10 protein-coding genes are annotated in these 14,166 nt (G+C 65.4%); 6 read left to right on the top strand and 4 right to left on the bottom strand.

What is annotated here, in order from left to right; translation table 11 throughout:
- Positions 1 to 196 precede the first annotated feature (196 nt).
- Together ACODRZ_RS07070 and ACODRZ_RS07065 are read right to left on the bottom strand one after the other, a co-directional pair.
- The gene (locus ACODRZ_RS07070; RefSeq protein WP_488969191.1) at positions 197 to 1,423 is read right to left on the bottom strand and encodes a M24 family metallopeptidase; all 1,227 of its coding nucleotides are present in this window, start codon (positions 1,421 to 1,423) and stop codon (positions 197 to 199) included.
- Between the two features lie 81 nt (positions 1,424 to 1,504).
- Positions 1,505 to 2,857 carry an LLM class flavin-dependent oxidoreductase gene (locus tag ACODRZ_RS07065; protein WP_488969192.1) on the bottom strand — a complete coding sequence of 451 codons (1,353 nt, stop codon included), beginning with the start codon at positions 2,855 to 2,857 and terminating at the stop codon, positions 1,505 to 1,507.
- A gap of 344 nt (positions 2,858 to 3,201) precedes the next feature.
- On the opposite strand from ACODRZ_RS07065, the gene ACODRZ_RS07060 reads away from it, so the two are divergent.
- The 6 genes from ACODRZ_RS07060 to ACODRZ_RS07035 all read left to right on the top strand — a co-directional run bounded on the left by ACODRZ_RS07060 (position 3,202) and on the right by ACODRZ_RS07035 (position 12,360).
- Positions 3,202 to 5,679 (top strand): TonB-dependent receptor, encoded by a 2,478-nt coding sequence (locus ACODRZ_RS07060; protein WP_488969193.1) that lies wholly within the window; start codon positions 3,202 to 3,204, stop codon positions 5,677 to 5,679.
- Positions 5,680 to 5,756: 77 nt separating this feature from the next.
- The gene (locus ACODRZ_RS07055; RefSeq protein ID WP_488969194.1) at positions 5,757 to 7,490 is read left to right on the top strand and encodes an N-acyl-D-amino-acid deacylase family protein; all 1,734 of its coding nucleotides are present in this window, start codon (positions 5,757 to 5,759) and stop codon (positions 7,488 to 7,490) included.
- Between the two features lie 23 nt (positions 7,491 to 7,513).
- Positions 7,514 to 8,686, top strand: a complete 1,173-nt coding sequence (locus ACODRZ_RS07050) for a M24 family metallopeptidase (protein ID WP_488969195.1) — start codon at positions 7,514 to 7,516, stop codon at positions 8,684 to 8,686.
- Complete coding sequence (locus tag ACODRZ_RS07045) at positions 8,676 to 9,998, top strand: MFS transporter (RefSeq protein WP_488969196.1); 1,323 nt, start codon at positions 8,676 to 8,678, stop codon at positions 9,996 to 9,998. The genes ACODRZ_RS07050 and ACODRZ_RS07045 overlap by 11 nt, the downstream gene beginning before the upstream one ends.
- Before the next feature lie 19 nt (positions 9,999 to 10,017).
- On the top strand, positions 10,018 to 11,385 hold the full coding sequence (locus ACODRZ_RS07040; protein ID WP_488969197.1) for an LLM class flavin-dependent oxidoreductase: 1,368 nt from the start codon (positions 10,018 to 10,020) through the stop codon (positions 11,383 to 11,385).
- Between the two features lie 33 nt (positions 11,386 to 11,418).
- On the top strand, positions 11,419 to 12,360 hold the full coding sequence (locus ACODRZ_RS07035) for an alpha/beta fold hydrolase (RefSeq protein WP_488969198.1): 942 nt from the start codon (positions 11,419 to 11,421) through the stop codon (positions 12,358 to 12,360).
- 7 nt (positions 12,361 to 12,367) lie between these two features.
- Here the strand turns inward: ACODRZ_RS07035 and ACODRZ_RS07030 are convergent, their stop codons facing one another.
- Positions 12,368 to 13,276: a LysR family transcriptional regulator gene (locus tag ACODRZ_RS07030; protein ID WP_488969199.1), complete on the bottom strand. Its 909-nt coding sequence runs from the start codon at positions 13,274 to 13,276 to the stop codon at positions 12,368 to 12,370.
- Positions 13,277 to 13,345: 69 nt separating this feature from the next.
- Positions 13,346 to 14,164: an alpha/beta fold hydrolase gene (locus ACODRZ_RS07025; RefSeq protein ID WP_488969200.1), complete on the bottom strand. Its 819-nt coding sequence runs from the start codon at positions 14,162 to 14,164 to the stop codon at positions 13,346 to 13,348.
- Between the last annotated feature and the right edge of the window lie 2 nt (positions 14,165 to 14,166).

Genomic DNA, 14,166 nt, shown 5'->3' with positions numbered 1-14,166 from the left:
CGGGAATGGTGTGTAGTCGCCGTTGTCCGGGTGATCGTGTCCGCGCCGGCGTCGAAGCCTTGATCCGCATCGACGTTATATATCAAATGCTTATATGATATTTCTTTATTTGATTCGAGCTTATGTGACCTGCATCATAAGCAACCTGCCGTAAATCATATATCATTATGATAAATAGGTATTATTTAGAAATACGTCATATCTGAAGGAATGGTTCTCTGCGATCGTTCAGCGGCTCGCAGCCGTCTTCGGTGATCAGCCAAAGATCTTCGAGATGAACGTTTCCGGTAGCATTCAGGTGGAGCACCGGGCAGTCCACGCTGATGACCATGTCTACCTCGATACGATGGTCGTCCTTGTCGAAATTCAGCGCATTGCCCTTGAACGCCTCATCCGTATGGAACAGGCCGACGCTGTGCGTGGCGCAGGCTACGGAAACGTCGTAGCCTGCGCGTGCAACCGCGCCCTGGCCGATACGGCGGACATCGGAATAGAGCAGTCCGGGGCGCAGTTCGCGGGCGATGGCGTCATTCGCGCAGACCGCCGCCTGGACCATGCGCATGACGATCGGATCGGGAGCACCGACGAAGACCGTGCGCCCGAAATCGCCGTGGTATCCGGCGTAGTGGCTGACCGCGTCGATCTGGAAGCTGCGTCCGTCGCGGATGATGCCGTCGCGGCGGCGCATGGCCATGCTGTCGGTCGACAGGAACAATGGCACCCCACCCCTACGGCCGGTTTCGGCGAAGAACGCCAGGCGTAGCTCCTCGTAAGTCGATCCCGCCTGCATCGAGAGAATGGCGGCACGGGCTGCCTCGGCATTGCTTGCGGCGGCGTGGCGCATCAGCGCGATCTCCGCCGCAGACTTGATCATCCGGATGCGGCGCAGCAGCGGCTCTGCAGGCGTGCACGCGCCCGTCAGTCCGACTCCCGCAGCGGCGTTCAGCGTATCTACCGCAAGGTTCGCGCCATGAGGAGCGACTGCCGCGCTCAGGGCAGTCGCAGCGTTACGGAATGCCGGTCTGCGAGACAGCACACCCAGCGTCGCTGTCCGGCTCAACCTGTCGAGCAGATCGGGCCGTCCGCCCGGCGGCTCATCAAGGAAGACCGGCGCGGCGGCATCGCCCTCCAGCCCGTCGGGCGCGGTGTAGAGGAAGATGTCCAGTGGGCCGCCCTCGGCGGGGTCCTCGACATCGTGGAGATAATGGATGAACTGGCTGGTGATCAGGATCACCGGTTCTTCGGCCGATGCCGGCACAACGGCGAAGGCAGCCCCCGACTGGCCCATCAGCACCATTTGCGGCAAGAAGCCGGTGGCATGATAGATGTTCGTCGGATCGGCAAGGACCAGCGCCGATATGCCGTGCTCGCTCATCACGCTTTCGGCAACGGCACGGTTAATCAAAGGGGCGAGCGCGGGCATGGGGCAGACGTTTCCTTGGGGCGCAATTGAGGGCGCGGCGTCGTCGCTCGACGTGCCGCGCCAGGGACGGGGCCTTGCCGATCACCAGATTTCGGGGCGGCTCCGCAGGCCGGGGTCGGCATCGAAAGCGTTGGCTGGAACGGCCAGTCCCAGGTTCTCGCGCAGCGTCGCACCTTCGTATTCCTTGCGGAAGTGCCCGCGATCCTGGAGAATCGGCACGACGAGATCCACGAAGTCCTCGAGCCCGCCCGGCAGGAACGGCGCAGAGATGACGAAGCCGTCCGCCGCGCCTTGCGTCTCCCAGTGGATGAGCGTTTCGGCAACCTCCTCGGCCGTACCGACGATGGTGTGCCCGGTACGCCCGGCAGCGACCCGGCGCGCCAGTTCGCGCACCGGCAGGCCCTGACGCTCGGCCAGTTCGAGCACGCGATCGCGCGTAGAATTCTGCCCTGCAAGCGCTGCCTCCGGCAGAGGTGGCAAAGGCCCGTCCGGGTCGGCCTGCGACAGGTCGATGTTGCCGAGAAGCCCTTCGAGCTTTGAAATCGCGATTTCGGCCGGGATCAGGTCATCGAGCTCGCGCTTGAGGTCTTCGGCCTCTGCGCGGCTGCGACCGACTACCGGAGTGACGGCAGGCATGATCTTGAGGCTTTCCGGCAGGTGGCCGAACTGTGCCAGTTGATCATGCATTGCCGTTCGAAATGCCTGCGCGGTCTCGATCGTCGGGTGCGAGGTGAAGATGACTTCCGCGTTGGCGGCAGCGAAGCGCTGGCCGGTGGCGGAAGCGCCGGCCTGCACGAGCACCGGGTGTCCCTGCGGCGGACGCGGCACGGTCAGCGGTCCGGCGACCCTGAAGTGTTCGCCCCGATGGTCGACGGCGCTGATCCGCGCAGGGTCGGTATAGCGTCCGTTGGCCTTGTCAGCGACGACCGCGCCGTCCTGCCAGCTGTCCCACAGCCTGCGCGCCACGGCCACGAACTCTTCCGCACGGGCATAGCGGTCGCCATGGGCCAGGTGGCTGTCGAAACCGTAGTTGTGCGCCTCATTCTCCATCGTCGACGTTACGATGTTCCAGCCCACGCGGCCCCGACTCATATGGTCGAGCGAGGCGAAGCGACGGGCTAGGTCGTAAGGATGGTTATATGTGGTGGACGCTGTGCCGACCAACCCGAGATGCCGCGTCTCCGCCGCGATCGTGGCCAGCACGATCAGGGGATCGAGCTTGGGCGTTTCCAGCCCGGCAAACACCGACGCGCCCCGGACCGGATGATAGCCCAGATAATCGGCCAGAAAGACGCCGTCGAACAGCCCCTTCTCCGCAGTGCGGCCAAGTGCACGGAAATAGTCGGCATCACACAGGGCATTGTCGGCGGCGCGGGAGTGGCGCCAACCAGCAATATGGCCACCGGTCTGCATCAGGAACGCAAGCAGTTTCATGACGTCTTTGGCGCCTCGCGTCGAAGAATTGAGCCTGTCGGGGAACACCCTTGCCGGGAACTGCGGCCTAAGCCAGCCTTGCCCCCTGACATATCCGGATAACGAGCACGACTTCGCCGACCGCGCCAATCAGGATTCCTTGCAGGTGATAAGGCGTTCTGATTTTCGGCGCGAAAAAACCGGTGTTACCTTGCACTCATCAAGTGGCGATTTGATGACAGCGAAGGCGCTAAATTATTGATTAAACGCTTAAAAAACGAAATATAACAAGAAGTTTCACGCAGGAAGAACGATCTCAAAACTTAGGCCGATAACGGTCGGGGATCGAAATGGGGAAAGCAATCATGACCAGTACGTCGGCGCTACGTCGCGCCGTTCTTTTGTCCTGTACGTCGTTGATCGTCGCGGCAGGTGTTTCGAGCACCGCCAGCGCGCAGGATGCCGTCGATACGTCGGCCAGCGCGCCCGGCGACATCGTTGTGACTGCCCGCAAGCGCGGCGAGGACATTCTCAAGACCCCGATCTCGGTTACCGCCCTTTCCGGCGAGGACATGCAGAAGCGCGGCGTGCAATCGGTCACCGACCTTGCCTCCTTCACGCCCAGCATGAAGATCGTTTCGAGTTCGTCGGGTCGCAACGACCGCTCGTTCCAGCAGGTCATCATTCGCGGCTTCACCCCGTCGAGTGCTTCGGTTCAGACCGCCTCGATGTTCATCGACGGCGTGCCGGTCTCCACCGCCACCGCGATCCAGACCATCTCCGATCCCGAGCGCATCGAAGTGCTCAAGGGTCCGCAGAGCGCCTACTTCGGTCGCCAGACTTTCGCTGGTGCCGTCAACGTCGTGACCAAGTCGACGCCTGACCGTCTCGAAGGCAGCTTCTCGGGCATGATCGGCACGCGCGACAACCATGACATCCAGGCCTCCATCGGCGCGCCACTGATCGAGGGCCTCGTCGGCTTCCGCGCGACCGTGCAGGAAATGGCCAAGGGCGGTTCGTGGAAGAACCAGGGTGTGCCCGGCCAGACGCTGGGAGACCAGCGCACCCGTGCCGCAACCCTGGCGATGGAGTTCACGCCCGCATCGAACCTGAAGGCCAAGGCCTTCGCGATGATCTCGAAGAACAACGACGGTCCCAACGCGACCGGCCTGCTGGCCGCGCATGCCGTCACCAACCCTTCGGACGGCGCGGTGATCGTTCCGGATTCCTCGAACTGCGCTTTCGGCAACAACCGCTACTTCTGCGGCACCCTGCCCGGCCTGCCTGCCGGTGCGCCCTCGATGAACACGGTCAACACGCCCTTCATCAAGGACTTCCTCGCCAACCCGAAGGGCCGCCTGCTCGACCCCGAGGACGGCGTTCAGGGCTATGGCCTGCGCAGCCGGTTCTATCACCTGCACTTCAACGTCGACTGGGAGGTCGGCAGCGGCATCACGCTGTCCTCGCTCACCGGCTACAACAACGAGCGCCGCAGCCAGCTTTCGGACCTCGACCTCTACTACAACACCACCGCGCCGAACTCGACCAACGCTGTCGGCACGGCGCCGGGCGCGCCGAGCTACTTCGACTATCCGTACCTCGTCGAAGCCATCAGCAAGGACTTCTCGCAGGAACTTCGCGCAAGTTATGACGATGGCGGGCCGTTCACCGCGACGCTCGGCGGCAGCTACCTGAACGCGACGTTCCAGGGCGGCGGCGGCGGCAACAACGGCGCGCTCGGCACCAGCCAGTTCAGCGTCGTCTCGGGCAAGACCCGCAACCGCACCTTCGGCGCCTTCTTCGGCCTCGGCTACAAGGTGACGCCGGACCTCAGCATCAACTTCGACGGTCGCTACCAGATCGACACGATGTACGCCTATGCCCGTCCGGGCGGCCAGACCATCGCCTCGGCCGCCTTCGCGACGCCCGGCTTCTACGAGGAAGGCTCGGTCCTCGCCAAGCAGACTTACAAGAACTTCACCCCGCGCGTGATCGTCAACTACGACGTGACGCCGGACATGATGATCTATGCCTCGTATTCGAAGGGCGTGAACCCGGCCGCGTTCAACACCGTGTTCCTGTCCAACCTGAGCCCCGCCGCGCAGGTTCTGGCGGCCGACGCGGGCCTGCGCATCGCGGTCGAACCTGAAAAGCTCGACAACTTCGAGATCGGCGCCAAGGGCAAGGCGTTCAACAACCGCCTGCGCTACTCGGTCGCCGCCTACTACGGCATCTGGAAGGACCAGTTGAACGCCAACGTCATCACCCTGGTCGATCCGGCGACGAGCGTGGTCTACAACATCCAGGCCCAGCTCAACACCGGCAAGGTCAAGATGTACGGCCTCGAAGGCGACTTCTCCTTCGCGGCGACCGACCACCTGACCCTTTCGGCCAACGGTTCGTACAACGAAAGCGACATCCGCAAGCTGAGCGCGCCGACGGTGACCGCCCTTACCGGCATCACCGACTTCAGCGGCAACCACAATCCGCTGGCCTCGCGCTGGTCGGGCTCGGTCTCGGCCAACTACACGATGCCGCTGCGCGGTGACGTCGAGGCCTTCGCCCGCGCCGACTTCACCTACAAGTCGGGGGTCTACACCAATGCCTCCAACCTGACGAAGACGCCGGACATGACGCAGGTGAACTTGCGCGCGGGCTTCGGGAACGATCGCTTCACGTTCGAAGGTTTCGTGACCAACCTGTTCAACAACAAGGCTTATCCGGCCGCGATCGACTTCACCCTGCTGGAGCGCACCAACTCCTACCTTTCGCCGTTCTCGGGCGTTGCGGTGGCGCTGCGCGATCTGCGCACGTTCGGTGTGCGATCAACCGTGAAGTTCTGACGAGCACTGATGCGCGGCGGGGTGCAGCCTGCATTCCGCCGCGCAACGAATGTCAACTTGAGCAGATGGATACGACGATGAGCGAATACGATCTGGTCATTCGCGGCGGCACCGTCGCCGACGGCACCGCCGCCGAACTCTTCGAGGGGGACGTCGCACTGCGTGACGGCGTAATCGTCGCGACGGGAACCGTCACGGGTTCCGGGCGCGAGGAGATCGACGCGCGCGGCAAGCTGGTCACGCCCGGCTTCGTCGATATCCACACCCACTACGACGCGCAAGTCACCTGGGATACGCAGTTCTCGCCCTCGACCAATCACGGCGTGACGAGCGTGCTCATGGGCAACTGCGGCGTCGGCTTCGCGCCCTGCCGCCCCGACATGCGCGAACAGATGATCGACGTCATGGAAGGCGTCGAGGACATTCCCGGCATCGTGATGGCCGAAGGCCTCCCGTGGAACTGGGAGAGCTTCCCCGAATACATGGACGCCATCGAGCAGCGGCACATGGATGCCGACTTCGCCGTCGCCGTCCCGCATATTCCGGTGCGCGTTCACGTCATGGGTCAGCGCGCCATCGAGCGCGAACCGGCCACCGGCGCCGACATGCAGGCCATGGCCGCCATCGTCCGCGAGGGACTGGAGGCAGGTGCCTTCGGCTTCTCCACCACCCGCGTCATCGGTCACCGCACCGCCAGCGGCGACCAGCTTCCGGTCACCACCGCGAGCGAGGACGAACTCCTCACCATCGCCATGGCCATGAAGCCGTTTGGGCGGCATCTGTTCATGTCGGCCTCCGAGTTCGATACCGGCAACGGCTTCTCGTCCGAGTTCCGCATGCTGTCGCGCGTTGCGGAGGCTTCGGGGCAGACGGTCACGTTCCCGCTCCTGCAGTATAACGAAGCACCCGACCGCTGGCGCGAGATCGCCGACGCCTGCGCCGCCAGCCGTGCGCAGGGGATCGACATCTATGGGCAGGTCGTCGGCCGCCCGGTCGGCGTTCTGTTCGGCCATCAGTTATCGCTCAATCCGTTCCGCGGCTGCCCGACTTACGAAGCCATCGAAGACCTGCCCATCGCTGCGCGCGCGCGGGAAATGCGCAAAGCCGAGGTTAAGGCCACGATCCTCTCGGAAATGGGCCTGCCGCTCGACCCGAAAAAGTATCCGGCGTTCATGCGCGAAGTCTCCCAGTGCTATGCCATGGGCGAAAACCCGGATTATGCCCCGCCCGAAAGCGCTCGGTTCGACATCATTGCCGGCCAGCGCGGCTGCAGTGTCTATGAGGTTGCCTACGATGCGCTGCTGGAGGAGGACGGTCAGGCCATCCTCTACTTCCCGGCGCGCAACTACACGCATTACAACCTCGACGTCGTCCACCACATGCTGCGGCGCGAGGATACCGTGCTCGGGCTCGGCGACGGCGGTGCGCATGTCGGCGCGATTTGTGATGGCAGCATGCAGACGTTCCTGCTCACCTACTGGACCCGCGACCGCGTGGGAGAGCGCCTCTCGATCCCGGAAGCGGTGCACCTGATGACCGGCCACACCGCCCATGTCGGCGGCTTCGGCGATCGCGGCATCATCGCGCCGGGCTACAAGGCCGATCTCAACGTCATCGATTACGACCGTCTGCGCCTTGCCCCGCCGCGCGCCAGCTTCGACCTTCCCGCCGGTGGCCGCCGCCTGACGCAAGGGGCGAGCGGTTACACCGCGACGATCCTCTCCGGCGTCGTCACCGCCCGCGACGACATTCCCACCGGCGCCCTGCCCGGCCGCCTCGTGCGTGGCCGCCGCTCCGCGCCTGTCGCCTGATACCTCCAGACGGACCTGACCTGATGCTCATCAATCGAGACCGCGCCGACGCTCTGATGGACCGCGAGGACATAGCGGTCGTCGTCGCCTCGACCCCGATCAATACCTACTACCTCTCCAGCTGGGCCACCGACGCCAGCTGGGGCTTCGGCGATCTCGCGCTGGCGATCCTGCCGCGCGACCATGCGCTCGATGCCGCCGTGCTGACCGTCGAGGTCGATATGGGCCAGCCCCAGCAGGGGCAGGGCACGTGGATGGCGGTGCGCGGCTACGCCCGCAAGCCCGGCATCGGCGCGGGCGGCGTGCAGGCCGCGCTGACCGCCGAGGGGCTGCCGCAGAACCATCAGGAAGCCGTGGCGCAATACTTGCGCGAACTCGGCCTCGACCGCTCGCGCGTGGCGTTCGAGGATCGCGGCCTCGGCCTCGATGTCAACGAACTGCTCGGCGGCACCATCGACGTGGTCCCTGCGCGCGATCTCCTGCGCGACATGCGCATGGTCAAGACGCCCGCCGAGATGGCCAACATGCGCGCCGCCGCCCGCAAGACCGAACTCTCGCTCCAGCTCTCGGCCGAGGCGCTGGCCGCCGGGGCCACCTGCGCCGAGGCGGAGCGGGTGTTCTGGTCCGCCGCCGCGCTGGCGGGCGGGCGCCCGGTGTTCCTGCTCATCACCCCGTACCGCCCCGGCTTCGGGCGCCTGCCCAAGAACGCCGAATTGCAACAGGGCGACATGGTGACCTTCGACGCCACCGCAGAGTTCTCGCACTACACCAGCGACATCGGCCGCACCGCCGTGATCGGCGAGCCCTCACCCGAACAGCTCAAGCGCTACAACGCCACGCGCCTTGGCTGGCAGGCGGCTCTGCCGGAATTTCGCGCCGGTCGTCTCTCCACCGACGTGGAGAAGGCCGTCGTCGCCTCGATCCAGGCCCACGGCAACCCCGAGTTCCGCGCCTGCGGCCTGCACTCGGTCGGGCTCGAGCACACCGATCACCCGCATCCGGGCGGCGGCATGCACAGCTTCGAACTGGTCGACCGCATGGTCCTCAGCTGCGACCTGCCCTGGATCGGCCCGGAGATCGGCAAGTTCCACTTCGAGGACATCATCTACCTCGACGGTGACACGGTCGAGATCCTCAACGATGCCGACGGCCGCCTGATGGCCTGCATCGACGGGCGCACCGTTCGTGTCGACTGACACCCCGGCGCCCTTCCCTCCGGTCCGCCAGACGCTCTGGCCGATGCTGCTGCTGTTCCTGGCGGCCAATTTCTACAGCATCGACAAGGCCATCGTTGGCGTTCTTGCGGAGCCGATCAAGGCCGACCTCGGCATCGACGACATTCGCATGGGCCTGCTCATGGGCCTTGCCTATTCGCTGCTGAGCGGGGTGTGCGGCCTGTGGCTGGGCTCTCTGGTGGACCGTCATGTCCGCAAGCGTGTGCTCGGCGGCGCGATCATCGTCTGGAGTCTGTCCACCGCGCTCGGGGGCCTCGCGCCGAATTTCGAGACGTTCTTCGTGTTCCGTGCCCTCGTCGGCCTTGGCGAAGCGGCGGTCGCGCCTGCCGCCATGTCGCTGATCGCGGACATGTTCCCGCCCGACCGTCGCGGCCGCGCGTTGAGCGCATACCTCATCGGCGCGACCATCGGCACGGCGCTGTCCTCGGTGATCCCCGGCGCGATCCTCGCCGCGAAGCTGCATATCGCGCTGCCGGGCTACGGCCTCGTCGTCCCGTGGCGCAGCGCTTTCCTGCTCTGCGGGATCGTCGGTCCGGCCGTGGGCCTCGCCTTTCTGACCATCCGCGAACCCGTCCGGCGCGGCCTTCCCGCCGAGGCAAGGGCACCCGCGCGGGTGGGTGACAAGCTGGCCTATCTCGGCCGCCAGCGGAAGCTGGTCGTGCCGCTGTTCGCCGGTTTCTGCCTCTATTACCTCGCCTTCGTCGGCGTGACCTCGTGGACCGCGCCGCTGCTGATGCGCACGTATGGGCTGACGCTGCCGCAGATCGCCAACCTGCTCGGTCTCGGCATGCTCATCGCCGGTGTCTCAGGCTACCTGCTCGGCGGCTTCGCGGCGGACACCCGCAAGGCCGGGCGCATCGGACTGATGGCGGTGCTGCCGCTGGTCGCGCTGCCCACCGCCTTCGCAGGCTATGCGCCGGGCCTTGGTCTTGCCATTGCCGCGCTTGCCACGATCAGCCTGACCACGCCGATGCTCAACGTCGCCATGAACGCGACCGTGCAGGAGATCGTGCCCAACGACATGCGCGGGTTCTCGTACGCTTTCCTCAGCGTCGTCGCCGCCTTGCCCGCAGGCGCCGGAGGGCCGTTCGCCATCGCCTTCGTCTCGGAGAAGGTGCTCGGCGATCCCTCGCGCATCGCTGCTTCCTTCGTCCTCGTCGTCCTGCCATGCCTCGTGCTGGCGGCGGCCTGTTTCGCGGCCGCCGCGCGCGCCTATCGCTCCGCCCCGGCGGACGGCGAACTGGCGCGTGTCATCGGCGCCAGCCACTTGTGATCTCCCCGGAGCCCGTACCATGCCCGACCCCAACCATATGATTCTCGCCACCTTCATCCACAACAGCGGCGCGCATCCCGGCGGATGGCGCTGGCCCGGCGCGCCTGCCGTGGACCAGCATGATTTCGCGCACTTCGCCCACCTCGCCCAGACGGCCGAGCGCGGGAAGATGCACTGCTACTTCTCAGGCGATTCCCAGGGCTTTCCGAGCATTTCCGGCAAGGACGCCTTCGCCGCCACCGATTACGCAGGCAAGCTGGAGCCGACCACACTGCTCGCCGCGCTGGCCGTCGTCACGAAGCACATCGGCCTGATCGCCACCGCCTCGACCACGTACAACGAGCCTTACGCGATCGCCCGCCGCTTCGCCTCGCTGGACCACATCTCCAAAGGCCGCGCGGGCTGGAACGTCGTCACCTCCGCCAGCGACGGCGAGGCGCGCAACTTCGGCCGCGATCTCAACATGGACCATGACGCCCGCTACGCCCGCGCCGAGGAGTTCGTGGACGTGTGCAAGAACCTCTGGGACAGCTGGGAGGACGGCGCGATCCTGCGCGACCGTGAGGCGGCGCGCTACTTCGACCCCGCCAAGGTCCACGAACTCGGCCACAAGGGCGAGCACTTCACGGTTGCCGGTCCGCTCAATGTCGCCCGTCCGCCGCAGGGGCACCCGATCATCGTGCAGGCAGGCGGCTCCGGCCCCGGCCGTGCATTGGCCGCACGCACGGCGGACATGATCTTCACCGCCGCCAGTTCGGTGGAAGTCGCGAAGGAGTTCCGCGACGACATGCGCGCCCGCGCCGCCGCCTTCGGCCGTAATCCGGACCATGTGAAGATCATTCCGTCGGTGCAGCTCATGGTCCGCGCCAGCGAGGCCGAGGCCCGCCGCGCCGACGAGGAACTGCTCGACCTCGTTCCCGAGGCACTGGCGCTGCGCACGCTCAGTCTGCAGCTGGGCGTCGATCTCTCGCACCTTTCGGTCAACGACCGCCTGCCCGATCTGCCAGAGACCAACGGCGGCAAGTGGGTGCAGCAGTCGATCATCCGCATGGCCCGCGAGGAAGACCTGCCGATCGGCCTGCTCGCCCGCCGCGTCGTCGTCTCGCGTGCCAGCTTCTCCTATACCGGCACGCCCGAACAGGTGGCCGACTTGTGCGAGAACTGGTTCCGTGCGGGCGCAGCCGACGGTTTCTCGCTCTCGCCCAACTACCAGCCCGGTGTGCTTGAGGACTTCGTCGACCAGGTCATCCCCATCCTTCAGAAGCGGGGCCTGTTCCGCGACGAATACGAAGGCGATACCCTGCGCGAGAATCTGGGCCTGCCGCGCCCCGAAAATGCCTTCGTCGCCAATCCCGCGCTGGGATGCGAACCCCGGATGTGGGCCTGACCGCTACTGCCACTCTCGAAGAGGAATAGGATCATGTTGAGCCGTCGTGATGTTGCCAGAGGTATCGGACTGGCCGGAGCAGTCAGCGCTTTTCCCGCCCTCGCCGCGCAGAAGTCAGGCGTAAAGTCCGCGAGCCTGCCGGTGCCACCCAAGGGTGAGTGGACCCGGTTCGGAGAACTGCGTCGCGCGGGCGGCGTGCTGCACTATGCCGTGATCGGAGAGCCGGTTGCGGGCAAGCCGCCGGTGGTGCTGCTTCACAAGCTGGGTGGCTGGCTATCCGACTGGCGTTTCGTCGCACCGATGCTGGCCAAGGGGCGGCAGGTCTATGCGTTCGACCTTCCCGGCCATGGCGGCTCGCGCTGGGATGGCCCGGCACCCTACATCCAGAGCCTCGGCGAAACGGCGGCGCTGCTGGTCGGTGCGTTCGACGAACTCGGCTTCGACAAGGTGGACCTGATCGGCACCTCGCTCGGCGGCTGCCTTGCCGTGCCGCTTGCCGCGTTCTGGCCGGAGCGGGTCAACAAGCTGGCGCTCGTCTCCTGCGCGCTCGGCCATCGCCGCTCGCTGGCCGAGATCAAAGTGGCAGTGGACGACAAACAGGGTGCACTGTTCGACAAGAACGGCGATCCGGTGCCGACGTCGCCCGAACTTTTGTCCAGGACCTTCGGCATCATCAATACCGGCCCGATCAACGCGGACGGCATCCTCAGCCGCAGGGCCGCAGGCAAGTGGATCCAGCCCTCCGAGCGCGGTGTCGCGATCACCGAGATCGCCGGGACCATGAGCCGGATCGAAGCACCGACGCTGCTGGTCTATGGGCAATTCGACAAGGCATACCTCAAGTTCCGCAGCGACGCCGAGGCCAAACTCAGGCACGGCAAGACTGCCGTGGTCGAGAATTCGGGCGCTTTCGTGATGCAGGACAATCCGCCCGCCACCGGGCGCGTGCTCAACGCCTTCCTCGACGAGGCGTGACCAGCGTTCAGTTCGGCTTGCGGGCGCACCATTGCCGGATGGTCGCCTTCAGCAACCGGATCGTGCGGGTCTCGTAGCGATCCTTGAGCGTGATGAAGCCGAAGGCGGGTGCCGGGATTTCCGAACCCGCCAGACGCTTCAATGTGCCGTTCGCCAGTTCGTCGGCTACCGCCTCGCAAGCGACCATGCCGATCATCCCTGAATGCAGGATCATCGCCTTGACGAAGGTGGTCGAAGACGCCTTAACCGACTTGCTCTCAGGCCGGTAACCGAACCGGCCCAGCATGTTCACGACATCGTCGTTGTCGATGGGATCGGCCGTCTCGTAGGCGCTGACGTGCGCCCACACGAAATCGGTGCCTTTGGCGAAGTCCTTGTCGGTCAGGGTGAAGACCGGATGGTCGGGCGTGGCGACGACGGCATATTCGCGCGTGAACAGCGGTTCGAAGTCGAGCGTGTCGTCCGCGTAGCCTTCGGGCAGGCCGCAAAACGCGAAGTCCAGATCACCGGACGACAGCAGATCGAGCAGCTGCGTCGTATAGCCCTCCCGCACCCACATGTCGATGTGGCAGGCCTGTTCGACGAACTGGCGCATTGCCCGGCTCATGGTGTCGTTCATGATGATGGGATGCACCCCCACCGCCACCTTGGGCACGCGGTTGGCCGTGGCGAGATCATGGAGGATGCGCTGCTCCTCCATCAGCATGAGGCGCGCGCGCTGGACCAGCTTTTCGCACATCTCGGTCGGACGCACGCCGTTGGGACCGCGCTCGAAGAGGCTGGTGTTGAACTCCTCCTCGAGCTGGCGGATGCTGAGCGTGAGCGCGGGTTGCGTGATGCCGACCGCCTTCGATGCCTTGCGCAGGCTCCCGCTCTCGTAGATCGCGATCATTCGCTTAAGCTGCACGAGGTTCACGGGTCTTCCTTCATCCTGGCAATCGGGCGGACGGACAATGTGGCATGTCCGCCGCCCGGCTCAAGTGGGTCAACTCAGGAAAGCGTCGATCTCGCCGACGACCCGGGCATTCTCCAGCTTGAGCACGCCGTGCTTCACCCCGAGGAGATCGACACGGCGGCCGTTGGGATAATGATGCGAGGTCGCGAGAGTCGGCTCCCACAAATCGTCCTCGGGGTTCATCACCAGCACCGGCTGGGCCACTTCGGCCATCGCACCGAGAAAGTCGAAACGATAGACCGAAATGTATCCCCAGGGCATCCGCGCACCGAGACGCAGGCATTCGGCCATGCTGATGTGGCGTTCTTCGTAGGAGATGCGCGGGTCGCTCAACTGGCCGATGATCGCCCAGAGTTTCTCGACATGCGCGAGGTCGGGTCCCGGCGGCGGGAAAGCCGTCAGCAGGTTGGCAAGCTTGGCTTCGCGCAGTTCGGCAGGGTAAGCCGCAAGCCCGAAGACCACCGCACGGCGTACCTGCTCGGGCAGGCTGCGGGCAAGCTGCGTGGCAACCAGCGATCCGGTATGGAAACCCATGACGTCGAACGGGCCACCGGGGATCACGCCCTCTGCCGCGAGGTCGGTCATGAACTGCGCCATGATCTCGGCGAAATCCTCGATGGTGACCGGCTCGGGCGGGGAGTCGCTCATGCCGTAGCCGGGTGTATCGACGGCGATCACGGTGCGCTTTGCCGACAACGGCTCCATCACCGGCACCCAGTCGCCGCTGTTGCTCGGCGTCTGGTGGAGGCACAGCAGCGGCGGCAACGCGTCCGGACTGTCGCACACGGCGATACGGTAGTGGAGTTGGCCGAAGCGGCTCGGCGCATAGCCGCGCAGGATCTTGGACATCG

The sequence above is a fragment of the Novosphingobium sp. FG90 genome (assembly GCF_057808725.1).
Note: the sequence above shows the minus strand (reverse complement) of the source record. Positions and strands in the feature narration are given on the sequence as shown.